Origin of the sequence: Psychrobacter sp. PSP (genome assembly GCF_024085615.1) — a bacterium.
GTDB lineage: Bacteria > Pseudomonadota > Gammaproteobacteria > Pseudomonadales > Moraxellaceae > Psychrobacter > Psychrobacter pacificensis.
In genome coordinates, this window is sequence record NZ_JABLTF010000020.1 from 195,327 (window position 1) to 219,268 (window position 23,942).

General features: G+C 43.6%; 23 protein-coding genes. 12 read left to right on the forward strand and 11 right to left on the reverse strand.

Annotated features, from left to right (window positions below; translation table 11 throughout):
* Positions 1-10 precede the first annotated feature (10 nt).
* Both HL061_RS10675 and HL061_RS10680 read left to right on the forward strand, forming a co-directional pair.
* A complete protein-coding gene (locus tag HL061_RS10675) occupies positions 11-508 on the forward strand; it encodes a hypothetical protein (protein ID WP_058025479.1) in 498 nt (165 codons plus the stop codon).
* A 141-nt stretch (positions 509-649) separates the two neighbouring features.
* Complete coding sequence (locus HL061_RS10680; protein WP_071002992.1) at positions 650-1,171, forward strand: cytochrome b; 522 nt, start codon at positions 650-652, stop codon at positions 1,169-1,171.
* 143 nt (positions 1,172-1,314) lie between these two features.
* On the opposite strand, the gene minE is transcribed toward HL061_RS10680, so the two are convergent.
* From minE to HL061_RS10705, 5 genes are all read right to left on the reverse strand, one after another.
* Positions 1,315-1,605, reverse strand: a complete 291-nt coding sequence (minE, locus tag HL061_RS10685) for a cell division topological specificity factor MinE (protein ID WP_071003763.1) — start codon at positions 1,603-1,605, stop codon at positions 1,315-1,317.
* 2 nt (positions 1,606-1,607) lie between these two features.
* Positions 1,608-2,420, reverse strand: coding sequence for a septum site-determining protein MinD (gene minD / locus HL061_RS10690; RefSeq protein WP_071002993.1), 813 nt, complete (start codon positions 2,418-2,420; stop codon positions 1,608-1,610).
* A gap of 414 nt (positions 2,421-2,834) precedes the next feature.
* Entirely contained in the window at positions 2,835-3,662 is an 828-nt protein-coding gene (minC, locus tag HL061_RS10695; protein ID WP_071002994.1) for a septum site-determining protein MinC, read from the reverse strand.
* Positions 3,663-3,738: 76 nt separating this feature from the next.
* Entirely contained in the window at positions 3,739-4,830 is a 1,092-nt protein-coding gene (locus HL061_RS10700; protein WP_227517143.1) for a hypothetical protein, read from the reverse strand.
* A 341-nt stretch (positions 4,831-5,171) separates the two neighbouring features.
* Complete coding sequence (locus HL061_RS10705) at positions 5,172-6,137, reverse strand: acyltransferase (protein WP_071002996.1); 966 nt, start codon at positions 6,135-6,137, stop codon at positions 5,172-5,174.
* Positions 6,138-6,585: 448 nt separating this feature from the next.
* Between HL061_RS10705 and HL061_RS10710 the strand changes: the two genes are divergently transcribed.
* The 7 genes from HL061_RS10710 to HL061_RS10740 all read left to right on the forward strand — a co-directional run bounded on the left by HL061_RS10710 (position 6,586) and on the right by HL061_RS10740 (position 15,266).
* Entirely contained in the window at positions 6,586-7,242 is a 657-nt protein-coding gene (locus HL061_RS10710; RefSeq protein WP_071002997.1) for an OmpA family protein, read from the forward strand.
* Between the two features lie 426 nt (positions 7,243-7,668).
* On the forward strand, positions 7,669-9,126 hold the full coding sequence (locus tag HL061_RS10715; RefSeq protein ID WP_071002998.1) for an imelysin family protein: 1,458 nt from the start codon (positions 7,669-7,671) through the stop codon (positions 9,124-9,126).
* Between the two features lie 226 nt (positions 9,127-9,352).
* Complete coding sequence (locus HL061_RS10720; protein WP_071003764.1) at positions 9,353-11,002, forward strand: di-heme oxidoredictase family protein; 1,650 nt, start codon at positions 9,353-9,355, stop codon at positions 11,000-11,002.
* Positions 11,003-11,085: 83 nt separating this feature from the next.
* Complete coding sequence (locus tag HL061_RS10725) at positions 11,086-12,237, forward strand: imelysin family protein (protein WP_071002999.1); 1,152 nt, start codon at positions 11,086-11,088, stop codon at positions 12,235-12,237.
* Positions 12,238-12,240: 3 nt separating this feature from the next.
* Positions 12,241-13,773 carry a DUF1513 domain-containing protein gene (locus HL061_RS10730; RefSeq protein WP_071003000.1) on the forward strand — a complete coding sequence of 511 codons (1,533 nt, stop codon included), beginning with the start codon at positions 12,241-12,243 and terminating at the stop codon, positions 13,771-13,773.
* Between the two features lie 49 nt (positions 13,774-13,822).
* The gene (locus HL061_RS10735; RefSeq protein WP_227517144.1) at positions 13,823-14,470 is read left to right on the forward strand and encodes a M48 family metallopeptidase; all 648 of its coding nucleotides are present in this window, start codon (positions 13,823-13,825) and stop codon (positions 14,468-14,470) included.
* Between the two features lie 193 nt (positions 14,471-14,663).
* Positions 14,664-15,266, forward strand: a complete 603-nt coding sequence (locus HL061_RS10740) for a methyltransferase domain-containing protein (RefSeq protein ID WP_071003002.1) — start codon at positions 14,664-14,666, stop codon at positions 15,264-15,266.
* Here the strand turns inward: HL061_RS10740 and HL061_RS10745 are convergent.
* On the reverse strand, positions 15,244-15,915 hold the full coding sequence (locus HL061_RS10745) for a hypothetical protein (RefSeq protein ID WP_071003003.1): 672 nt from the start codon (positions 15,913-15,915) through the stop codon (positions 15,244-15,246). The two genes, HL061_RS10740 and HL061_RS10745, sit on opposite strands and share 23 nt — an antisense overlap.
* Positions 15,916-15,938: 23 nt before the next feature.
* Positions 15,939-16,847: a hydrogen peroxide-inducible genes activator gene (locus HL061_RS10750; protein WP_058025493.1), complete on the reverse strand. Its 909-nt coding sequence runs from the start codon at positions 16,845-16,847 to the stop codon at positions 15,939-15,941.
* A 282-nt stretch (positions 16,848-17,129) separates the two neighbouring features.
* On the opposite strand from HL061_RS10750, the gene ahpC reads away from it, so the two are divergent.
* Positions 17,130-17,696: an alkyl hydroperoxide reductase subunit C gene (ahpC, locus tag HL061_RS10755; protein WP_058025494.1), complete on the forward strand. Its 567-nt coding sequence runs from the start codon at positions 17,130-17,132 to the stop codon at positions 17,694-17,696.
* 416 nt (positions 17,697-18,112) lie between these two features.
* On the opposite strand, the gene HL061_RS10760 is transcribed toward ahpC, so the two are convergent.
* Positions 18,113-18,361, reverse strand: a complete 249-nt coding sequence (locus tag HL061_RS10760) for a DUF465 domain-containing protein (RefSeq protein ID WP_240365428.1) — start codon at positions 18,359-18,361, stop codon at positions 18,113-18,115.
* Between the two features lie 362 nt (positions 18,362-18,723).
* Here HL061_RS10760 and ahpF point away from each other — a divergent pair, with 362 nt between their 5' ends.
* Positions 18,724-20,301, forward strand: coding sequence for an alkyl hydroperoxide reductase subunit F (gene ahpF / locus HL061_RS10765; RefSeq protein WP_252962815.1), 1,578 nt, complete (start codon positions 18,724-18,726; stop codon positions 20,299-20,301).
* A gap of 264 nt (positions 20,302-20,565) precedes the next feature.
* Positions 20,566-22,014 carry an alanine/glycine:cation symporter family protein gene (locus tag HL061_RS10770; protein WP_071003006.1) on the forward strand — a complete coding sequence of 483 codons (1,449 nt, stop codon included), beginning with the start codon at positions 20,566-20,568 and terminating at the stop codon, positions 22,012-22,014.
* Between the two features lie 73 nt (positions 22,015-22,087).
* Here HL061_RS10770 and HL061_RS10775 read toward each other — a convergent pair whose 3' ends face one another.
* From HL061_RS10775 to HL061_RS10785, 3 genes are all read right to left on the reverse strand, one after another.
* The gene (locus tag HL061_RS10775; protein WP_071003007.1) at positions 22,088-22,837 is read right to left on the reverse strand and encodes a glutathione S-transferase family protein; all 750 of its coding nucleotides are present in this window, start codon (positions 22,835-22,837) and stop codon (positions 22,088-22,090) included.
* Between the two features lie 182 nt (positions 22,838-23,019).
* Positions 23,020-23,352, reverse strand: coding sequence for a TIGR01244 family sulfur transferase (locus HL061_RS10780; protein ID WP_071003008.1), 333 nt, complete (start codon positions 23,350-23,352; stop codon positions 23,020-23,022).
* 73 nt (positions 23,353-23,425) lie between these two features.
* Positions 23,426-23,761, reverse strand: coding sequence for a sulfur transferase domain-containing protein (locus tag HL061_RS10785; RefSeq protein WP_071003009.1), 336 nt, complete (start codon positions 23,759-23,761; stop codon positions 23,426-23,428).
* Between the last annotated feature and the right edge of the window lie 181 nt (positions 23,762-23,942).

Consider the following 23,942-nt stretch of genomic DNA (forward strand, 5'->3'; position numbering starts at 1 on the left):
TGAGCGACGTATGAAACAAATTTTGAAACACTCATTTGAAGCGGTAAGTTTACTGACCACGAACAATGGTATGCTCGATGTGACTATCGTGCCAGCATCTAACCAACCCGATTGGATTATTCCGAGCAGTTTGATTTTGAGCGTCGACGATTATCAAGAGCGTATATCCAAGTATCAGTGGCAAGAGCAAAATCTTGCTGTCTTTCACTTGTTACCGCAAGATAGAACACCAGAGAAAGTCATCATACTAGAGGGTAATACCACCGAGCATCGATTTGCTTTGCAAACGGCAGGTGAGTTGCGCCAATTACAAGCCCGTATTTCTGACGTCAAAGATACAGAGCTTCCCGAGCAGTTTGCGGATACTAGCGTTGATAAAATAGAAGGGCAGTCTGACGAAAACGTTGTGCTCTCTTATCTGTATCAAACCGTTATGATTGACGATAATGTTTATTTGGTACCAGACTTGGACAAAATTGCGCATCATTTGGTGAATTTAGATGACTAGATTCTCGTCTAAGTTTCAGTTATGCTTCACCTCATAGGTAGTACCCGAGCAATGCTGATTACTTTTTGTTATTGAATGAGTTGCTGCCCTATATATAATATCAATTATAAATAACGTTTAATAAAAACTATAGAGCCGCTCATGAATAATTCTAACGTATCAAAATGGTCGCTCAGCAGTCGTATATTTCATTGGATCAGCGCAGTTTTATTATTGATCACATGGGTGATGATACTGCTGCATGAAAATCTCGATAGCAATCTATATATCGGATTTCACAAAGCGTTTGGGATAAGCTTGTTGTTTTGGATGATTGCGCGAGTTATCAACCGCATCTTTACCAAAGCGCCACCGTCTATACCAATGCCAAAATGGCAATCGATGGTCTCTAAGCTATCGCATTTTGCGCTCTATGCCATTCTGATCGCTATGCCGCTTGCTGGTTTATTGATGACTGTATATGGTGGTCGTCCTGTCGATATCTTTGGTTTATTCCAAATACCCGTGTTTGTGACTCCTGATAGGAGTTTGGCCCGCTTTTATAATGATTTACATACCGATATTATTTGGCCAATGATCATCGGTTTTACAGCGCTGCATATTGGTGCTGCCTTGTATCATCAGTTTATTAAAAAAGACAATTTAATATCACGTATGAAATGATCTGCTATTGATCAATGCTCGAATGCTGTATACAGCATGCCGTACCAATAAACTTAAAGATGCAAAAAAGCCCTAAGTGCATTACTTAAGGCTTTTTAAGTGATAAATGAAAGTGCTTACGGTCTAAAGGTCTGGTTACAAATTTATTTTTTGTGTTCCGGTAAATTAATGTTCATCTCTAACACATCTAAGCTGTCTTCTGAGCGATGATTGATATTGACATCATCAATCTGCACGCCATTCACATATTTGTTGACCACTTCTAAGATTTCACGTTTCATTTTTTCGATACGATCAACCGTTAGGCGGTTATTTAGACGATTTTCGCTAGCAACGATAACCTTGAGGCGTTCGGTAGCTAGATTGGCACTGCCTGCACTACTGCCATCGTCAGTACCGAATAGGCTACTCCAAAATCCTTTTTTCTTAGTCATCATTAACCCCCAAACCAGCGCTGTAGTAAACTCTTTTTCTTCACATCAATATGACGTAGTGGACGCTCTTCGCCTAAGAAACGGGCGACGATATCATCATAACATTGACCAGCAACAGAGTCGGTATAATGAATAACAGGCTCACCGTGGTTCGATGCTTCGAGCACAGAATGGCTCTCAGGCACAACGCCGAGCAATGGTACTTTTAAGATGTCATTTGAGATAGTGTCGATGTCCATCATCTCGTTCGCAGCAGCACGTTCTGCATTGTAACGAGTGATAACCAAGTGCTCACGTACAGAGCCTAGGTTTTCTTCAACCTTTTTCGTTTGACTTTGCAAAATACCGATGATGCGATCCGAGTCACGTACTGAAGAGATCTCAGGGTTGGTAACAATGATGGCTTCGTCAGCGTGATACATGGCCAACTGTGCACCGCGCTCGATACCAGCAGGTGAGTCACAGATGATATAGTCAAACTGTTTAGACAGCTCATTCATGACCTCTGCGACACCTTCGTCCGTCAATGCGTCTTTGTCACGCGTCTGACTAGCAGGAAGGATATACAGGTTTTCAAGCTGTTTGTCTTTGACAAGTGCTTGCGACAAGCGTGCGCTACCGGTAATGACATCAACGAAATCATAAACAATTCGGTTTTCACAACCCATGATCAAGTCTAGATTACGTAGACCTACATCAAAATCAATTACAACCGTTTTATAGCCACGCAATGCTAAACCAGCGGCAAAAGAGGCGCTAGTCGTGGTTTTGCCTACACCGCCTTTACCTGAAGTGATTACAACTATCTTCGCCACAATGGCACACTCCTATGAATCAATGGGATATCTTTTATATAAATAGCACAATTGCATGGTATTTATCTACTAACTATATATGTACTATCTGCGAAGATAGCCTAGCATAAATATACAAGGATTTATAGCAAGTCTATATTAAAGCAGAAAAACAACTGAGATATGAGCTATAAAGGGCTTTTGCTTATAAATTTTACAGTTAATGGCGATAATTTTTAGCCGTTTGATAGCTATTTAAATATACGGCAAATAACGTTAGAACCAACACTTAATAATAGCCCAATTGTAACGATTAATTTAATATATCTTGTTTTATTTATCTGACACAGCAGCTTATATAATTACAGCTTACCTTACCCAGTTTACTTTACTAGACAATCACCTAACCGTTTATTATTTTTAACTGAGCAATAATTAAGCTTCATCCATTACGATAAATACTAGGCCTTCACCTTCCACAAACTTTACTTGCACAGGTTTGTCTATCACGTGCTCAGGTAGGTTGTCCCGTAAACAGTAAGTTCCAGCTACAGACACGAGGGAGGGGTTAAAGACTTGGCAAAAAATGCGGGCATCTTTGTCACCCGTTGCGCCTGCCACCAAGCGACCTTGCGCACGTCCATAGACATGTAAGCTGTTGTCAGTGATGGCTTCAGCACCGCTATTCACACTGTTTGTCAAAATCAAATCGCCGCCGACATGGTTTAAGCTTTGGCCTGAGCGTAGCATCTGGTCGTAGATGAGGCTGGTAATATGCTGAGCACTTAACAATGTCTCATCTGGAAGACTGGAGATGGTGGTTTCAGTGGCAGATATATTTGCCGCACTCTCGGTGCTAGTAGCGTTGACTGATTCTGTGCGATTATCTTCTTTAGGTTTATTGGACGGTGTAGGGGCTGTTTTGCTAGGTACGATACGTTCAATGCGTTTACCATCTGCAGGAAAGATGGCCAAGCGCTGCTCACGCGCTTGATCATCAAGTAGGCCTGTCACCACACCGATCGGCTGTAGTCCCCATGACCATAATAGCTCTACTAAGGCAGATAAATCTTGCTCGACGTCGCTATCGAGCAAGATAGGAATGTTGCTTGATTTATTGCTCAGTGTCTCAGTAAGCTGGGCTTCAATAGCGCCCAGATCGCTGGTACTAAACTGTAAACGCGAAAAGGTCAGCATCTTGCCATATAGGGCTAAGGCTGGTGCTGCGCTTGCAGTCTGATTATTATTGTCTGAAACTGTCATATATAAACCCTTAAAAATAATTCTGTCGCTGTATTCACGGTGTCATTTTTATTATCGTGTCATGTTAGTAGGCATACTATAGATTGAGCATGTCTTGGTGTTTCCATTGTTGTACTTTTACTTGTGCTTCAAATGCAGTCAAACTGTCATCAATGATACTCGAAATCAGAGTATCAAGTGCACTATTATCGGTGTCTATTTGCGCAATACCACTGGCAATCGCCACCATCAATGCGTCAAGCCGCGCTGGATCAAGCAGGCGCTTATTTAAGGCATAAACAACGTTTTCACCGATGTTGTGTCCGACATGCTGCAGTTGTGATTCGATCAGGCTACCCGCGATAGGAATCATGCGCAAATAGCGTCGCAGCTCAGGAGTATTGGCTAGACCTTCTTCAATAGCGTTGCCCATTTCGCTGGCTAATAGACTGCCACCACCTGATGAGGCAGTCAGCTCCTGTAGTTTTGGTGCAAGCTCTGAGCGCAGAATAGATAATACAGCCGCTTCAATCTCAGCACGGTTGCGCGTGATGGCTGACTCGATAAAAGATTTGTGCGTTTCAGGGTTGGTCAATTCCTGCCTAAAATTTTGGATGGTCGTCAGGATGACACGATCAGAGAGCTCTTCTAATAATAGGTCAATATAGAACTTAATACGATTGATCCATGGCTGCGGGAGTACTTGGTAGCCAAGCTGGTACAATCGGCGTCCGATAACAACGGCTCTAAATAACCGTAACAAACGTAGCTGCGGAAAACAGCCTAAGACTTCGTACCAGTGGACAAAAGGGAAGAAAAACCAGCGATAATAGACTTTTTCTTTGATTGCGATTGCCCAGCGTAATAATAATTCAGCAACCAAAAATATGGTAAAAAACCCACCAGCGGTACGCAACGGCTTATGCAACGTCGCCTGATACCAACTTAGTCCTTCGCTGACTGACAGCCATTGTGCAGCATTGACACTAAAGTCGCTCATCAATACAGCATCCAGACTGATCAGCAGAAGATCAATACTGATAGCGATAAGCATCACGATATCATAAGTGAGCTTTAAACGACTGGGTTTTGGACGGTTTGGCCTTGGTGGCTCACTATTTGCAAGATGAGGCGACACCGGTGCAGTTGCAATAGGCGGGCTGGTAGTAGGAGAGGCGGGCACAGTCATACCTTATAAATGATAAATGGCACAAAGAAATGAGTAAATTTTTGACGGCTATTAAAAATAACCATCAAAAATCGATGCGTACATGATTAATCACATTATCAATGAATAAGGCCAAAAAACAACCCATCTATGATTAAAAATCATGCATAGCTACTTATAAAGTAATAATGATCATTTGCAACGCGACTATCATCAGTACAGTGCTCACGTATCATCATTAACCTCTGCGTTATTGATTACTCAAGCGCTTATGGCAGTATGACTAGATTTTGTCCGTTATCGGACTATGAGTGCTGCGTCTTTTAAAAGTTATGTGATGACTTACGGCGTAAGTGAGTCATTTATTGAGCCGCTTGAGTTTTAGGGGCTGTCTCAAAATCGGCCAGCATGTCGGTGATGCGCTGATCTTTTTGACGCCAGATGTGTTCAACCCAATCAAACATCTGCGCCTTTATTTCTTCATCATTTTCATAGCCGCCTTGCTTAATACCTTCAAACAGCGCATCTGGTATATCGATATATCTTAGATCCACGCCCAAACGTTTGATATTGCCTTTCCACAGATCGCTATAGCTTGGTACGCCATCAGGATAGACGATGGTCATATCCAGTATGCCATCGATATCCTCGCCTAGGGCGTTAATCGCAAGGGATAAGCCGCCTGCTCGTGGTTTTAGCAAGTGCGTATAAGGAGACTGCTGTTTGGTATGTTTGGCCTTGGTAAAGCGCGTACCTTCTAGATAGTTTAGCAAGGTGAACGGCTTGTCTTTTAAAAGGGCACAGGCACGCTTGGCCTCTTCGATATCTTTACCTTTGAGTGCAGGGTTTTTGGCGATGGCTTCTTTAGAGTGTCTGCGCATCATGGGGAAATCTAAAAAGTAAAAAGCTTGCCCAACGATGGGAATATAGATCAGCTCAAATTTAGTAAAGAAACGCGTCAATGGCAGGCGCTTTTCGCCAATGTATTGCACGATGCTGGTATCGACCCAAGATTGGTGGTTGCTGACCAGAAGGTATTTACCATCGATGCGAATATCATCTGGTAGGCTGATACGCCAATCTTTGCGAGGCAGCATATCATCGATTAGTGCACTGTTGCTGCTGATCCAGTAAGTCGCGATTTTGATGACCGCTTTATCTGCAATAGGTGCACCGGTGATGACTTTGCCGACACCCATCAACCACAAAGGAATACTACCACCAAAGCTATTGGCAGTGATAACGCTTGCTGCTGTCGCTAATGAAACCGCCTTACCCAGTTTGGGCGTGCGTTTGTGCAGTTTTCGAATGGTAGATGTCAGTCGCATGCTTAATCCTCTTGGTTCAGTTTAATTAATAAGTACACCATATATTTCACAAGTCGATGTTTTAAATATTGCCAAAACTGCTCATATGATTGATGACCAATAATCCAGTGGACTAAGCGCTAATCATAGAAGCGTTGCTGATTAATTCCTGATACAGCGGTCATTTGACGATGAGAAATTTGGCCACATAATTTTAGCAGAAACGTTTCGCAGTGTACGAGTGTAAACGTGACTAGTGATAACAAGGAACAGGTATTGGATAGTTTAGATGCTAAGAAATACCGTAAAGTTAATCTGCACTTCTCATACATAGGTGTGACAAAATATTACACAGTGTTAGATTGTAATTGCCATAATAATGATTAAAGTAAATAAGTACTTAATAAGATTAACGGACAATCTTGATAAAGCACGATTTATAATACTTTAAACTTATAGAGGAAATATCATGCGTAATACATTATTAATTGCAGCAGTAGCATCAGGTCTAGCACTTAGCGGTTGTACGACTGATCCAAACACTGGGCAGCAACGTTTGAATAAAGCTGCATTGGGCGGCCTAGTTGGTGCAGCAGGTGGCGCAACTATCTCAAAAGCAACAGGCGGCGACAAGACTGGTCGTGATGCTGCTATCGGTGCTGCATTGGGTGCTGGCGTTGGTTATTACATGGAGCGTCAGGCTCGTCAGCTTGAGCAGCAAATGGCTGGTACAGGCGTGACTGTTAACCAAGACCCAACCACCGGTAACATTGATCTTGTTATGCCAGGTAGCATCACTTTCTCGTTTGATAGTGCAACACTTAACTCATCATTCAAGCCAACGCTAGACAAGCTTGCTTCAACCATGAACCAGTATAACCAGAACACCATCACGATTGCTGGTCACACTGATAGCCAAGGTTCAGCATCTTACAACATGGGTCTGTCACGCGACCGTGCTTACTCAGTTGCCAACTACCTAACTGCTCGCGGTGTTGCTTCTAACCGTATCAATGTAGTTGCTTATGGCGAGTCACGTCCAATTGCTACCAACAACACTGAATCTGGTCGTCAGCAAAACCGCCGTGTTGAGCTAACGGTTAATGCACCACAAAGCGTCAACTAATCGACAGTTCTATATAGCTATTTGATAGGTGCAAATGATTTTCACGCACTTATCTAGCAAAAAGAGTCAGCGATATGTTGGCTCTTTTTTTATGCGCTAAATTTTGATTGAACAAACTCGATAGTTAGGATAGCGAAGGTATAATATCTGCTGTCCAAAATAGAATAGTGCTCGTTTAGTATTTGATAACATTTTATAAAAGGATCATAAAGATTAATGATTATTAATATAGAATTAAGTATTGATAATGATTATCAATAACACTATAATTTATTAGTGTTTTATTACTGAATAGTTACAAGCTTGATAATATGCGATAAGCATAAATATACGAGATCAAATCAGCTGATTAAGGCGTGATTTGATAATCGATATGATGGAAGCCATTTAACCAAAACGAATTTTGCTATCTCTTTGAGGATTTGTATGACGATTACCACAGAAACACGCCGTAAGATTTTACCAACTACTTTAGCTGTTGCACTTGCAGGATTGTTAATGGTATCGGGCTGTACCAAAAAAACCGAAGAAGACACTGCTGCTACTGAGACGCAGACAGAGGTTGTAAGCACAGAAACAGGCGATAACACAGAGATATCAGCTGCCGAAAAAGCACATATTGATAGGTTAGTCATCAGTTACGCAAATATGGCCCATGCAGCCTACAAGGATTCACTAGAGACAGCCAAAAAACTCCAGACAGCGGTAAATACGTTTGTGGCAACACCGACACAAGCCAACCTTGATGCTGCCAAAGCTGCCTATAAAGCGGCTCGTCAGCCGTATTCGCAGACGGAAATTTTCCGTTTTGATGAAGGATTTGTGACGGCAAATGATAAGCGCGCGATCAATAGCATTGATAGCTGGGAAGGTCAAATCAACGCTTGGCCGCTAGATGAAGCGCTGATCGATTATGTCAGTGATGACTATGAAGGCGAATATAACAGTCAAGAAAATATCATCAATAGCGATAGCATTACGGTCGGTAGTACCAAGCAAGATACCAGTACAATTACACCTGAGCTGCTTGCCGACATGAACGAGATTGGCGGTAGTGAGGCTAATGTCACAACGGGCTATCATGCGATTGAGTTTATGTTATGGGGTCAAGATACCAATGGCGTAAAAGAGGGCGCGGGTAATCGCCCGGTCACTGATTATGTGACGGAAGCTGGACAATGTACCAGCGGTGATACGGTCAATGAAGATGCCAGTATTTGTGAGCGTCGCGGTGAGTTTTTAAAAGCCGCTACTCAACTACTGGTGGATGATTTGACGGCGATGGAAGCTCAGTGGCAGCCTGATACCGAAAATACCTTACGCAGTGATTTGATGGCGCGTAAATACGACAATGGCCTGCGTCAGATTATGTACCAAATGGGTAGTTTAGCACTGGGTGAGTTGGCTTCTGAGCGTATGCAGGTCGCTTTTGTCACAGGGTCTACCGAAGATGAGCATGAGTGCTTTAGTGACTTGACGCATCTGAGCTATGCCAATAATGCCCGCGGTATCCAAAATGTCTTTAATGGTAGCTACCAGACAGTCGCTGGTAAAACAGTCGGTGGCTATGGTGTTAAAGACTATCTCGTTGACAGCAGTCATGTAGAGGAAGCTGATAAACTGGCCGCTGACTTTAGTAAAGTCGAAGGTGCATTCAACGTCATGGTTGAAAAGGGCGAGAAAGAAGGCATCAAAATTGACCAAATGATTGCAACGGTTGGTCAAGCAAGTCAAGAAGGCGTTTCTGCTGAAGAGCAGAATATCCGTCGCGGCTGGGTAGAAGCGGGTATTAATAGCTTGCAAGAGCTGACCGCTGGTATCGAAAATGCCGCAAAAGCCGTTGGTATTGATAATCTTGATGCAGATGCAGGGTCGCAGTTTTAAGTAGACACCAAGTAGCTAAAAGGTGCTTATTATCTGTATAAGACGTACCTTGATAAAATGATCAGTTGGGTAAATAGACGTTATCAACGATGGTTGGCAACGTCTATTTATCCGTTTCAAAATAGGCCAATAAGGCTATATTCTGAACCAGACTATCGATACCAATGACAACGTGATCGATATCGACTTGATGATTCTACTCTCAAAACTAAGGCGCTTGATGTTTATGAAAGCCATCTATCCAAAGTATTCTGTTTTTCTTCTTCCTTCTGCCATAATACAAAATTTGCCATCCAAGCTTGCACTGCTTATGATGGGTGCAGCGGCGCTAAGCGCTTGTCAGCCAGCCGATAGCGTGTCTAACGACGCCTCAAATAGTGAGCATGCCGCAAATGCCAGTGAAGACGAGCATCCGCTCACCTCTGAGCGTGTGGATAACATCGAAGCACTGGCTGGCGTGCCGATGCAGCAACTGGTCAGTTTTGATCCGCAAGAGATCAAGCAGGGTGGGGACTCTGGTATCAGTATTACCAGTGCTGAAAGCTACTCTAAGCCTTCATCGAACCTGACAGCGTCGCGTAAGGGTTCGTTTTTTATCGGTAATGCATTCTTTAAGCAGCCTTGGGTCGTCGCTCCTGCCAGTACCGACAGTCGAGATGGGCTTGGTGCGCTATTCAATGTGGCGGCTTGTCAATCTTGCCATATCAAAGACGGCCGTGGTCATGCGCCCATGACTGCCGATGATGATGCGGACAGTTTATTGCTTCGTCTCTCTATGCCAGCAACGACGGATGAGCAGCGTCAGCAGTTACAGGACTCGCTGATTGAAAAGGTCGTTCACCCTATGTATGGTGGACAATTGCAAGATCGGGGTATCCAAGGTGTCCCTGCTGAGGCCAGAATTGCAGTACAGTGGACAGATAAGCCAGTCACTTTCGCTGATGGGCATATTGAGACGCTACGTGCGCCAACCTTTAATCTGACCAACCCCGGTTATGGCGCTTTTGATGAGGCGATGATGGTATCACCACGAGTGGCACTGCCTATGATTGGGCTTGGGCTGCTAGAGCAAATACCTGAGGATGATATTAAAAAACAAGCAAGCCATAAGGGTAATAGCGACATCAGTGGTAAGTTCAATTGGGTGATGGATCCACAGACTGGCAAACGTGCGCTTGGACGTTTTGGCTGGAAAGCCGGTCAAACCAAACTGATTACCCAAAATCAAAGTGCTTTTAACGAAGACATGGGTTTGACATCAAATATTCGTCCTCATGAGTCCTGCATGCCGACCCAGACCGTCTGCTTAAATGCGACAACAGGTGTTGATGAGCAAGGCAATGGCAAACCGCCCGTTGAAGTGAACGACGATGTTGCCAAGTTTGTGGAGTTTTATACCCGTAATTTGGCAGTGCCGCACCGCCGTAATGCGGATGATAAGCTTGTGCTGGCGGGTAAAAAGCGTTTTTATGACATGGGCTGTCAAAGCTGCCATACACCAAGATATCAGCTGCCAAAAACTGACGACGATCATCTTGAGCAGCATAGACAAGTGATTTATCCTTACACCGATTTATTGCTACATGACATGGGAGATGACCTTGCTGATCGTACTATCGCGGGTAAGCTACCATCCAAAGACGCTCAAGTTGAGTTTTTAGCCAATTCTTATGAATGGCGCACGCCCGCACTTTGGGGCGTGGGACTTGCGCAAACGGTTGATCCACAAGCGACGTTTTTGCATGATGGACGCGCTCGTACGCTGATGGAAGCGGTTCTTTGGCACGGCGGAGAAGCCGAAAAGCAACAGCAACAAGTATTGAAATTAGACAAGCAAGGTCGCGCCGAGCTAAATGCGTTCTTAAAGTCGCTATAATAAGGTCACTGTAATACAGTCACTATTATAAAATCAGCACAAAAACGCTATAAATTATTACCTATAACATTACCGAGAAATCTATGAAAATAAATCACGCTTTGGCGATGGCGCTATCTGCATTGAGTGCCGGTCTGCTGATTAGCTGTGTTAAACCTGCCGACGACAACAAATCTGCAGAAGTGGATAGTCAAGAAGTTGCAAAAGACAATACAGCTACTGACAGCTCAGCAGAAAGCAGCAAGGAAAGCACTGAGCAGATCGTTGCGGTAGATATCAGCCCTGAGACTCAAAAAACGTATTTGACGCATGTGGCAGAGGACATTGTCCTTCCTGCGTATGCTAATGCCGCAAAGCAAAGTGATCTATTAAATGAATTGGCGCAGAGACATTGTCAGCAAGCACCCGTCAGCGGCGCTGAGCTACAGGCATTACGCGCGCAGTGGTTAGTATTGGCACAAGCGTGGTCGAGTGCTGAGATGATTAATTTCGGTCCTGCGACTGCCAGCATGAGCAATCTGTACATCAACTATTATCCTGATGAGCGCGGCTTGGTACATAGCGGTGTGTCTGATTTGATTGCTGCCAATCCAACACTCACGCCAGAGCAGTTCGCGGGCGAAAGCGCTATCGTACAAGGTGTACCAGGACTAGAAGAAGCCTTGTTTGCCAATGAGAGCTTAAATGCTGGTCAATGCGCCTACGTCATTAGCGCCAGTGGTGCTTTGAGCACGCGTCTAAAAGACATCGAGAAAAACTGGCAGCAAAACGCGACTGAGTTATTGGCGATAGACAAGTCTGCTGAGAGCGATCAAGGCTTGAACCAATGGTTTAACTCGCTATTGTCATTAGTTGAGACCATGAAGTCTAATGCTATTGACCAGCCGCTCGGTCTGACGGGTAAAGCAAAAGGTCATTTGCCAGCGGCTACGGCTGGTCAAAGCCGCGCTATTATCAATGCAAAACTAGATGCCATCAATAAAGCCATGACAGATCCCGTATTGACGGCGATACTTAATAGCAATGATGAGAGCACAGTCGCTAATAATCTATCGACGGCATTGGCTGAAACGACCACTTTATTGGCACAAATGCCAGAAGATTTATCAGCCGCAGACAAAGACGATCAACAAGCGTTATATGACCATCTCACTACCGTCACTCGCTTGATTAAACGCGAGCTGATTCCAACACTCGGTATCCGCGTAGGCTTTAATAGCACCGATGGCGATTAAGGGATGTTTATTACTAAAGGCAATACGATGTCAGAAGATGAGCGTCATGACAGATCAGATGAGCCAAAAGCCAGTTCAATAAGCCGTGAGCTTTTGACGACGTCAATGCTCACGGCAGTCGGCACCGCGGCTCTGGTCGGTATTCACCATCATTATCGTAAGCAGCAGCATCCTGATGCCAGTTTACAAGATTATGTGGCGGGTATGCGAGCGCAGTTACAAGCATTACAGTCGGGCGTTGGGTCAACGCCAAACCTTAAAAGCTTTCGCTATGCTTGTCAGCAAGCAGCGGTGACATGGCAGCAGGCTTATCATCAAGCGATAGATGATGAGAGTAACGTGCTTGATCTTACTGCTGTGCATACGACGACCATGCTCGCACGGCCTGTTCGCTGGGTCAGCGGCGTTGCCTCTATGCCAAAAAATAACGCGTCATTGAATCAAAATGAGCATGACTTTGGCGTGGTAGGTATTGATGCCGATAGACAAATCGTTTGGCAGACGACCATGCCTGAGCGTGTCCATGACATCGTTGTTCAGCCTACAAATGTATCTGAATCTCAAGTTCAGGATAGCAATGTCGACCAAAGGCGCGACGTCGTCGTCATGGGTCGGCGTCCAAGTGAAAAATTCTGGGTGCTTGATACCTCAAATGGACAAGTACAACATGCGATCAAAGCGGATTTACATCGTCATTTCTACGGCCATGCTTGTTATAGCTTAGATGGAAAATTGCTTTACGTAACTGAGAATGACACAGTCAGTCTGGCAGGTAAAATCGGTGTTTATGATGCTAACAACGCTTATAAAAAAGTAGCAGAATTTAACTCTTATGGCATCGGCCCGCATGAACTGATTATGCATCCTGATAGCGAAACACTAGTCATTGCAAACGGTGGCATTAAGACTGAGCAGGCCTCACGTGAAGAGCTAAATTTAGACACTATGCGACCATCGCTGGTCTACCTGAATCGTCATGACGGGGCATTGCTTGAGCAAGTGACGCCCGAGCATAATCAGATGAGCATACGTCATTTAGCGATGCACAATGATGGCACTGTCATGATCGGTATCCAGTTCCAAGGCGAAAAGCATATCAATGTACCGTTAGTACTGACTCACCAGCGCGGTGATGTTAGCTTTGCGCCACTGACTATGCCAAACAATCAATGGCAACGCTTTCATCAATATATTGCGAGCGTCGCCGTTGATAGTGACCGTAATTTGCTTTGTGTGACCACTCCGATTAGTGGCTGTGCGGCAATTTATGACTTACATACTCGAGAGTTGATTGATGATGTGAGCTTGCCTGATTGTGCAGGGGCATCCGTCCTATCCAGTAATAGTGCAATCACCAATAACGTAGATGATATTAAACCGTCAGGATTTATCATCAGTGATGGGCAAGGGCAATTGACAGCGTTAAGAGTAAGTGTTTTGCCAGATTCAAAATTGAATGGTAAAGATGATAAGCATATTAGTACAGACAGCCAATTGCATAGAATGTCCTTTGATAACCATTTGCAAGCGTTATAATACGTAGCCATTGGCACAGTTACGGCCATTGAGGAGATAAAACATTAGCTTGGAAATCCGTTTAGATACTATTAGACAGCAGCTCGCACAGGCAGATATTGAGCTACATATCAGCAAAAAGCGTGTCAAAAACATCAATTTTCGTTTAAAGCCGCATGTCTTGATGGTTTCTGTACCACTGCATATTAGTAATTCAAAAGCTGCTGACGCGGTGGCGCGGCGAGTGTCTTGGGCGATTAACCACCATCTACAAGTGCTAAAGCAACACCAGCGTAAAAAAAGCGCGCCATCAGGTCTTACAACTTCTAAGAACCCTGTCTATCTATGGGGCACTGAGCAGACCTTTATGTTAAGCCATGATGAAAAAATAGCATACTATCGCCAGCAGCTCTCCGATGTCATGCCGTCGCTATTTGAGAAATGGCAGCCAATTGTTGGTGTTCACGCCGATGAGATACGAGTAAAAAAAATGCACACACGCTGGGGCAGCTGCAACACGCGCGCAAAGCGAATTTGGTTGTCCGTTTATCTTCCTGCCTATCCTATCGAATGCACCGAATACGTCATCGTCCATGAACTGTGCCATTTGCATCATGCCAATCATAGCCTTGCATTTTGGCAAACGGTGGCGAGTGCGATGCCAGATTATCGGCAATGGCATAATATACTGGCAGGCAAGACAGGGCAGTTGGATTGAGAGATCCATACATTGAGTCTATTAATTCTTTGAGCGACTTTCCCATCTAAATGAATTTCACTGTGTGAGAGTAATTTGTCTCCCTTTTTTCATCCTATTTAAAACGGCGACACATGTTGATAAGACTGATATGATAAGAAATAACGATACAAATCGTGTCGTTTAAATCCAATTTTATATACAAGGATGTCAGATGGAAAACGTCAATCAAGCTGAGTTTTGGCAGCAGCGCTATGAGAAAAAAAGTACTGGCTGGGATATGGGACAAGTATCACCACCGCTCAAAGCTTATATTGACCAGCTGCCTGAAAATGCTAAGGATGAGGCAATACTCGTACCAGGTGCTGGTAATGCTTACGAGGTAGGCTATCTATATGAGCAAGGATTTACCAATGTCACGTTGGTCGATTTTGCGCCAGTCCCGATTGAAGCCTTTGCGGCGCGTTATCCCGACTTCCCATCTGAGCAGTTAATTTGTGCGGACTTTTTTAACTTATCAGCTGAGCAGTACCAATTTGATTGGATACTTGAGCAGACGTTTTTTTGTGCGATTAATCCAGTGCGCCGTGATGAGTATGTGCAGCAGATGGCAAGGTTACTAAAACCACAAGGCAAACTGGTTGGTTTGTTATTTGATACTGACTTTGGACGAGAGGAACCACCATTTGGTGGCACTAAAGAAGAGTACCAGCAGCGTTTTCAAAGCCATTTTGATCTTGATATTATGGAACCTAGCTATAATTCACATCCAGCACGGCAAAGTAGTGAGTTATTTATAAAGCTGCGAGCGAAATAAGCTCGCGCTTGATATTGTCCCGAGCTTGCGCTTCTAATTGGCTATAGTAATAATCAGTCAAATAGAGTTTGGGATGCGCTAGTAATCCTTGTAATACCGCAGTGCGCCCATCACGGTAGTTGTCATCTGCGACGTGTGCATATTCTTGACGTATCGCTTGTGCATACTGCTGATAGGTAGGCCAAGGCGCACCCAAAATACTCAAATCCATATCTAGCAGATATGCCGCATCACTGTATTTAACACTATCTATCGACTCATCTACCTGATGATTGGCCGTCATCATGATGAATGCGTAGATGTCTTGGCACTGCTCTGGGCGTAGATAAGAACTCAACGCGCCTACGGCATATTCAGCGCTTTTTTGCTCATTATCTACGCGTGTTGGGTCGTATATCACATCATGATAATACAGTGCCAACACCACGATATACGGAGCAGTTAGATGGTGTTTAATGCTTTCAAACTGTACCAATAACTGCTCAATATGACTCAGGGTATGATAAGCTCGTTGTGGTTCACCGTAGCGCACAGAGATATCTTGCCAGAGGGTTTGTGCGTCGTCTGGTGTCACATCACTATTGAGAGCAGACAAGCATAAGTAAAAATGATTGCCCAGCTCCATATTTATAGGTGGCAATTCATTCATAATTAACCTTTGTCACTTGCCATTTATTTTGTATTAGCCGCATCTTTAAATGCCTTATTAAATACTTCTCCGAGCAAGCTGATATCATCGACACGGGCATAATTTAAGCGGGTGACAAAAGCAATATGGCGGTGTGGTCCTTCTTCAGCTAGAGGTACAGCGACAGCATTTTGATTTTGCAAGTGCAACTGATCGAGTGCCATTTCAGGCACTAGGGTCGTGCCCATGTTGGCAAGCGCCATTTGAATCAGCGTGTTTAGACTGGCATCCGAGAAGCTTGATTTCATCTGTGCACGGTCAAAATGACAGACAGATAGCGTCTGATCGGTTAGGCAGTGGCCTTCACCAAGGAGCATAAGATTGGCAGTAGCTAGCTCGTCAGCGCTGATGGTATCAAGCTTGGCATGTACATCGTCTTTTGGGAAGACGGCAAAGAAGTCTTCACTCCAAAACTCAAAACTGTGCAGGCCATCTACAGCATATGGCAGCGCAATGATAGCCGTATCGATATGACCGTAGCGCACTTGCTCAAGCAACCGCTCGGTTTGCTGCTCAACGATCGTCATGCGAAACTCTGGATACTGAGCACGCAGGGCTGGTAGAACCTTTGGTAGCAAGTAAGGCGCAATCGTGGGAATGATACCAACGGTCATCGGATACGCCAGCGGTGTCTGATGGCTATGGGCGCGTGTGGTCAAATCGCTCACTTCAGAGAACACGCGCTGTGCCCTTGTGAGGATTTCTTGACCGATAGGCGTAATCAGTACTTGCTTGTTATTGCGCTCAAAAATCTGTGTATCTAGCTGTTTTTCTAATTCTGCGATACCCAAGCTCAGGGCAGACTGCGAAATATTACAATCTTCGGCAGCACGTTTGAAGTGACGATGTTTGGCGACGGCTAAGGCAAACTCAAGTTGTCGTAAAGTAATCATAAAACCTCTCTTTTAATGGGTTTTTAATGTAATTTATCCTGTCAGTAAGCCTCTATAAGGCAGCAAATTACCAGTTATGTACCAATGATAGGATGTACCAATGATAGGATATAGAAAGCATAGTTTAACAAGTTTAATAAAACAAAACATCACATTAAAAACTTTTAACTGGATTAACCGTAGAATTCGCGTATAGTTTGTCGGGTAGCCCAGAAAGCTAAAGGGCTAGTTAAAAAATCCCTATAAATAATTTTAATTTACTTAACAAGAGAGGAGCCAATCATGGCGTCTATTATCAATCAAGCAATCCCAGAATTTTCAGCCGATGCCTATGTAAACGGTGAGTTCAAAACCATCACCTCAGAAGACGTAAAAGGCAACTGGGCGATCTTTCTATTTTACCCAGCTGATTTTACCTTTGTTTGCCCAACTGAGCTAGAAGACATGGCCGCTCACTACGACGAGCTAAAAGGTTTGGGTGTTGAAGTATACTCAGTATCAACTGATACGCATTTCACGCACAAAGCATGGCATGATTCTTCAGAAGCGATCGGCAAAGTACAGTATCCAATGATCGGGGATCCTACTGGTAAAATCACTCGCGGCTTCAATGTTATGATTGAAGAAGCAGGTCTAGCAGAGCGTGGTACGTTCCTAGTAGATCCTGATGGTCTGATCCAAGTAGCAGAAATTCATGCTGGCGGTATCGGCCGTAGCGCAAAAGATATGCTACGTAAAGTAAAAGCCGCTCAGTACGTTCGTGAGAACGATGGCGAAGTTTGCCCAGCAGCTTGGGAGCAAGGCGGCGATACACTTAAGCCAAGTCTTGACCTAGTCGGTAAAATCTAAATAGCTATTTCATCCCTTAGATAAAGTAGCGCTGACTTTTATACTTTTAGTGTGAATCAGTTCTACAAATAAAGACCCCATTAACTGATGTTGATGGGGTTTTTTTATGGCGCTAGCTACAATCTTATGAGTCTTATTTATTGATCATAAGCGTAGTAGGCGTAGTATATTCGAACCACTATTAAAGTGTTACAGCGTTAGACTCGTTTAGCCTACTACTGTAGTACTTGCACTCGTCTGCCTTGTACCACTTTTAATATTGATTGACTATATAGTGAATTCAGTATAAAAACGATACAGTGGGACTGGGATAAATTTTTCGCAGCATCGAGCAGCATAGCCACAGCACGCAAGGAAGATTTAGACCAGTTCCACTTTGATATATAATGTATTTGTTTTATTTAGGATTGACTATATCAGGCGCGAGATTGTTCTTTATTTTTATCAATAATCTTATAAATCTCGTCTTTGAGATGTAATTTACGCCGTTTCATTTGTTCTATTTCTTCTTCACGGCTGGCATGCTTGACTAGATCTTTTTCGAGATAATTGATTTTTTGATCAAGCTCGGTATGCTCATCAAAAATACTCGCGAAATGACTGTCTTTGAGCTTCAGTTCGGCAATAATATCTCTGTTATCGTGGAAAGTATCTGTTTTTCTCATGTGTTCATCCTTGTCATGAAACGCAAGCTTCTCATAAGCAATCGCGTATGGTGTTAAAAAGACGGCTTAACTTAAGAACTATTCTCGATTGTAGCGAAAAAATAGCCTAGATACTATGGCTATTATCTACCAGTATATTTGTATTTAATTAATTAAACCTATTAACGATTGGTTTTATAAAACGTAAAGTTTGAGTTTCTCAGCTTGCCCAAATACTGCGAACACCTGATAATAGGGTCATTCAAGAGCGAAAGCTCGATATATACAAGGTTTTTTATAAAATTATTAAGTGTGAGAATTTCATATTTAAACAGGCAGTTCGATAGTTGCCGTTACATATTCAGTCATAATGAGGAACTAACATGATAGATCAAAATTTATTAGACGCAGTTAAGACATATAGCGAAAACATGACGCGCCCGATTACTTTTGTATTGGGCAGCGGTGAGCACGATAAGCGCGCTGAATTGATCGACTTTTTGAGCAAGATTGCGGGTACGACTGACAAAATCAATTTCGATGAGCAGGTTATCGATGACAGTTTGCCAAGCGCGATTAGTTTTAAAGTAGTCAGTCATGTTGATGGAGAGACTGCTGATACAGGTATCGTATTTAGTGGTATTCCTGGTGGTCATGAGTTTACCTCATTGATCCTAGCCATTTTGCAAGCGGGTGGTCATACGCTGAAATTGGATGAAGGTATCCAAAAGCTAATCAAACGCTTCAACAAGCCGCTACAGTTTCAGACCTACGTGTCACTATCATGCCATAACTGCCCAGAAGTGGTTCAGGCGTTGAATCAATTTGCGCTACTAAACGATGGTATCAGCAATGAGATGATCGATGGTGCGCTCTTCCAAGAGCAAGTAGAAGCAAACAAAATCCAAGGTGTACCGGCCGTATTCTTGAACGGTAAACCATTTGCCAATGGTCTGATTGACACTGCCAAACTGATTGGAAAATTACAAGAGCAGTTTCCTGATCTGTTGTCAGATGTGGAAGATGATGCTGAGCAATTAGAGCAGCAAGATGTCACTGTCATTGGTGCAGGTCCTGCAGGCGTTGCAGCAGCTATTTATACCGCGCGTAAAGGCTTAAAAGTCACCATGGTCGCTGATCGTATCGGTGGACAAGTCAAAGACACGCAAGATATCGAAAACTTAATCTCTGTACCTTTAACCAATGGTACTGATTTGTCGACTAATTTCGTTAAGCACTTAGCTGAGTACAATATCACGCTAAGAGAGCATGTCAGTGTGAAAGATATCGGCGAGACAGAAGAAGAAAACTACAGCATCAATCTAAATACCGGCGAGACGTTTGAAACTCGTAGTATTATCTTGGCGACAGGTGCCCAATGGCGTAAGCTTGGCGTACCGGGCGAAGAAGAAAATATCGGTCAAGGCGTGGCTTTTTGTGCCCACTGTGACGGTCCATTCTTCAAAGGTAAAGACATCTCAGTGATCGGCGGTGGTAACTCAGGCGTTGAGGCTGCGTTAGATCTGGCAGGTATTGTTAAGCACGTCACTGTATTAGAGTTCGCTGATGAGTTAAAAGCAGACCAAGTATTGATCAATAAAGCCAAAGAAAAATCCAATATTGAATTCATTACTGGTGCGGCGACGCAAGAAATTAAGGCGACTGATGGAAAGGTATCATCTATCGTCTACCAAGATCGCAGCACAGGCGAGACGCATGAGCGTGACTTATCAGGCGTGTTTGTACAAATCGGTCTCGTACCAAACACTGAATTTGTCAAAGGCTTTGTCGATTTAAACCGCTTTGGTGAGATTGAGATTGATGAGCGCTGCCGCACCGATCGCAAAGGTATTTTTGCTTGCGGTGATGTGACCACCGTACCATTTAAGCAGATTAATATTGCAATGGGTGAGGGTAGTAAAGCAGCATTGGCAGCATTTGAATATTTGGTTATGCAGTAAGTTTTAATATCAGAATTAATATTAGAAGAAAAAGCCACCTTAATTGAGGTGGCTTTTTTTTGCGTTTTTATAGGAATTTTTCTATAGAATAGCGCCTAAAGTTTAAAAACCAGTCATTTTGATGAGTGAACAAAGCAATTTCTCTTGAAAAATGTCATCATCTACGTTACAAATGCGCCATTTTCGTTACAAATATGGGTCTTAGATGCGATAATAAGCCCAATAAAACCTATCATAGCGTCACGAACTATAAGGAAAATAGGCATGGAATATATAGAATCTTTTTTTGCCCTAGTCGGGGATCTAACATGGGGCTGGGCACTCGTGCCTATGTTAATTATTTTTGGTTTATTATTTACCATTGTGGGCAGGTTCGCTCAGTTTACATATTTTAAACGTATGTTCCGTGTATTTAAGACGGACGAAGTAGGAGACGACGGCATTTCTGCCCGTCAGGCGTTGCTTGTTTCGATCGGCGGACGTGTTGGCGGTGGTAACATTGCTGGTGTTGCCGTTGCAATCTCTTTAGGTGGTCCCGGTGCAGTTTTTTGGATGTGGGTTGTGGCACTCATCGGCATGATGACCAGTATTGTTGAATGTAGCTTGGCTCAGCTTTACAAGCGCAGAGACATTGATGGTAACTTTCGCGGTGGCCCTGCAACTTATATTTTACACGGTTTAGGTAAAGATTATCGTTGGCTCGCTGTCATTTATGCTATTGCTTTACTACTGTCTTTTTCCATTGGATTTATCGCATTCCAAGGTAATACGGTAGCAGGTTCTGCGCTTGAGAGTTTCGGGATTGATCGCTGGATATCAGGTACGGTACTGGTGGTTGCGGGTGGATTTATCGTCTTTGGTGGTATCCAGCGTATTGCAAAAGTCGCTGACGTTGTGATTCCTGTGATGGCGTTGATTTACATTGGGATGGCACTAATTATCATCGTGTTGAATATCGCCGATCTGCCTGCACTGATGGCAATGATTGTCAAAAATGCATTTGGTATTGAATCCGTCGTTGGTGGCGGTATCGGTGTGGCGATTGAGCAAGGCATGAAGCGCGGCCTGTTCTCTAATGAGGCAGGTTTGGGTTCTGCGCCTAACATTGCCGCCACTGCTTATGCCACGCATCCAGTCAGTCAAGGTATCTCGCAGTCACTATCAGTATTTATCGATACCATCGTTGTCTGTAGTGCCACGGCATTTATGATTTTGCTCAGCGGCGTTTATCAGCCAGGTGCCGAAGTTGATGGTATCGTACTCGCGCAGCAAGCGCTCACCGCGCAGCTTGGTGATTGGTCACAGTACGTGTTAACCATCTCGCTACTATTGTTTGCATTAAGCTCGATCATGTATAACTACTACATGGGCGAAAATGCGATTAACTTCTTGGTTAAGAAGAATACTAAAACGGCAACCTTGGTGTTGCGTGTTGTGGTGATTGCGATCTTGTTCTTGGGCGCAGTCGCTCCAGCAGCTACCACCGTGTTCTTCTTCGCCGATCCATTGATGGGCGTACTGGCACTTGCCAACTTATTGGCCTTGATTATGCTGTTCCCACGTGCCAAGCGCTTACTTGACGACTTTGCCCGTCAATTAAAATCAGGCGTCAAAGAGCCGTTATTCGATGCGCAAGAGTATGAGAAATTAGATCTCGATCTGAGTGCATGGGGCAAAAAAGCAGTAAAAGAGGCATTAGAGCAAAAACAGTAAAACGTTATGCTTGAAGTCTTATCAAATAAAAAACCACTTTAGCCAAGCTAAAGTGGTTTTTTTGTGGAAAGTGTTATTTAGCCGACAATATACCCGATAACGAGACAACCTCACCCGCTTCATCTTCTTCGATCATCCGTGTCTCTTGCAGTGCTGCTTGAATCCAAGCCTTGATATGCGGGTTGTTCAGCATGGCCTGGCAATACTGCTGGGTTGTTGGTTGTAGTGTTAAACCAGAGGCGTTGGCATATGTCTGTAATCGCAACACCACTGGGGCAAAAAAGACATCAGCTGCTGTGAAATGTCCAAACAAATAACTGTTCGTCGAACGTCCTTTTAAGCAATCGGCAAAGATAGCCTCAATACGAGCAATATCAGATAAGCACGCACTGCTCGGTTGTATTTTAGCAGTTGCTCTGATATTCATCGGCATCTCATTACGAATACCTGATAATCCTGAATGCATCTCAGCAATGATGCTTTGGCAATAGGCGCTGTTGATTCTATTTTGATGGTCAGTTTGAGCGTTAGTGTCAGGCTTATTGATGCCTGTCCAAATATTGATATCCGTAAAGTACTCATCAATATGTATCGCAATGGCTAACGTATCCCAAACAGTGACTTTTTCATTGCCTTCACCGTAGACCAATACAGGGACTTTTCCTGTTGGTGAATGCGCCTCAAGTATTGGGCGTGCTGAGGGATCAAACAATTCAATCAGCTGCTCGTCAAAGTCAACATTGAACGCTTTTAAGAGTAACCATGCCCGTAGCGACCAAGAGGAGTAGTTTTTATTGCCGATGATCAGTAGTGGTTTTTGCATTTTTAAATCCTATTCAACGATCACAGTGACTTTTGATTGTGTACTCAATGTCAAAAATTAACCAGTCTATAACTTGCGTGATATCTCTATCATTCAAATGATATCCCAAAAAATGCCCATCCAAAATCTGGATGGGCATTTTTATTTTTAGCGTTAGCAAGTTTTATTAGCTTAATAATAGGCTAGTCGTCTAACAAATCCATTTGCTTGGCGGCTTCATAGATACCGTTTGAGCGGTTACCCGTACGGCAAAAGATGAGCATTGGCTGCTCAGCTTGGTTAAAGAAATCTGCAAATGCTTCGACATGCTGCTGCGTCAAGCCATTACCTGAGAATGAAATCTCTTTATAAGCAAGTCCTGCTTCTTTAGCAGCAGCTTCAATCTCTGCACTGGTTGGCTGATTTGGTTCTTCACCGTCAGGACGGTTGTTGATAATGGTTTTAAAGCCATTTTCGGCAATCATAGGCACTTGGTCAGGGGTGATCTGTCCGGTAAAGCTAACTTCATGGCTCATAGGAGCTCCTTTTTTATTGGTTGAGTTGGTGGTGTAAAATACATTTATGATTGAGCCAAAGCGAGTAATATGACTATAGCAAGCCCTGCATCAATGCGCTTTGATACAGCAGTTTGGCGCGTGCGCCCGTACCGCAAAACATCAATATGGGCTTTGGCATCGCATGATAAAACTCAGCAAACTGCTCTACGGTCAGCATACTCAAGCGCTCATCATCGAATGGTAGATGATGATAGGTTAAGTTTGCTTCTTTTGTAGCAGTTGCCAAATCACAGCTGTTAGGCTGTGTTTCGATCTCAGCGTCTGGACGTATATTGAGTACTGAGCGATAGCCAAGCTCGGCAATTTTGATACATTGGCTTGGATAAATTTGCTTATAAATCGTTAGGTCATTTAGGTTATCGGTCATAAATAGCTTCAGTTATCGTTATTAATATATATTTATTATTGAGCTCGTGGCAGAGATGATAAAAATAAGGTCATGCATTGTTGAGACTGAAACGACGGGTGATATGTGTTTATGTACCATTAGCCTATGTTCAGTCAATCTAGCATAACACAGGCTCTATCATAGCGATATTGTACGATAG

Coding starts and splice junctions, on each gene's coding strand:
- HL061_RS10675 (WP_058025479.1), top strand. CDS start 11: ATGAAACAAATTTTGAAACACTCATTTGAAGCGGTAAGTTTACTGACC.
- HL061_RS10680 (WP_071002992.1), top strand. CDS start 650: ATGAATAATTCTAACGTATCAAAATGGTCGCTCAGCAGTCGTATATTT.
- minE (WP_071003763.1), bottom strand. CDS start 1,605: ATGACTAAGAAAAAAGGATTTTGGAGTAGCCTATTCGGTACTGACGAT.
- minC (WP_071002994.1), bottom strand. CDS start 3,662: ATGACAGTTTCAGACAATAATAATCAGACTGCAAGCGCAGCACCAGCC.
- HL061_RS10700 (WP_227517143.1), bottom strand. CDS start 4,830: ATGACTGTGCCCGCCTCTCCTACTACCAGCCCGCCTATTGCAACTGCA.
- HL061_RS10705 (WP_071002996.1), bottom strand. CDS start 6,137: ATGCGACTGACATCTACCATTCGAAAACTGCACAAACGCACGCCCAAA.
- HL061_RS10710 (WP_071002997.1), top strand. CDS start 6,586: ATGCGTAATACATTATTAATTGCAGCAGTAGCATCAGGTCTAGCACTT.
- HL061_RS10715 (WP_071002998.1), top strand. CDS start 7,669: ATGACGATTACCACAGAAACACGCCGTAAGATTTTACCAACTACTTTA.
- HL061_RS10720 (WP_071003764.1), top strand. CDS start 9,353: ATGAAAGCCATCTATCCAAAGTATTCTGTTTTTCTTCTTCCTTCTGCC.
- HL061_RS10725 (WP_071002999.1), top strand. CDS start 11,086: ATGAAAATAAATCACGCTTTGGCGATGGCGCTATCTGCATTGAGTGCC.
- HL061_RS10730 (WP_071003000.1), top strand. CDS start 12,241: ATGTTTATTACTAAAGGCAATACGATGTCAGAAGATGAGCGTCATGAC.
- HL061_RS10740 (WP_071003002.1), top strand. CDS start 14,664: ATGGAAAACGTCAATCAAGCTGAGTTTTGGCAGCAGCGCTATGAGAAA.
- HL061_RS10745 (WP_071003003.1), bottom strand. CDS start 15,915: ATGAATGAATTGCCACCTATAAATATGGAGCTGGGCAATCATTTTTAC.
- HL061_RS10750 (WP_058025493.1), bottom strand. CDS start 16,847: ATGATTACTTTACGACAACTTGAGTTTGCCTTAGCCGTCGCCAAACAT.
- ahpC (WP_058025494.1), top strand. CDS start 17,130: ATGGCGTCTATTATCAATCAAGCAATCCCAGAATTTTCAGCCGATGCC.
- HL061_RS10760 (WP_240365428.1), bottom strand. CDS start 18,361: ATGAGAAAAACAGATACTTTCCACGATAACAGAGATATTATTGCCGAA.
- ahpF (WP_252962815.1), top strand. CDS start 18,724: ATGATAGATCAAAATTTATTAGACGCAGTTAAGACATATAGCGAAAAC.
- HL061_RS10770 (WP_071003006.1), top strand. CDS start 20,566: ATGGAATATATAGAATCTTTTTTTGCCCTAGTCGGGGATCTAACATGG.
- HL061_RS10775 (WP_071003007.1), bottom strand. CDS start 22,837: ATGCAAAAACCACTACTGATCATCGGCAATAAAAACTACTCCTCTTGG.
- HL061_RS10780 (WP_071003008.1), bottom strand. CDS start 23,352: ATGAGCCATGAAGTTAGCTTTACCGGACAGATCACCCCTGACCAAGTG.
- HL061_RS10785 (WP_071003009.1), bottom strand. CDS start 23,761: ATGACCGATAACCTAAATGACCTAACGATTTATAAGCAAATTTATCCA.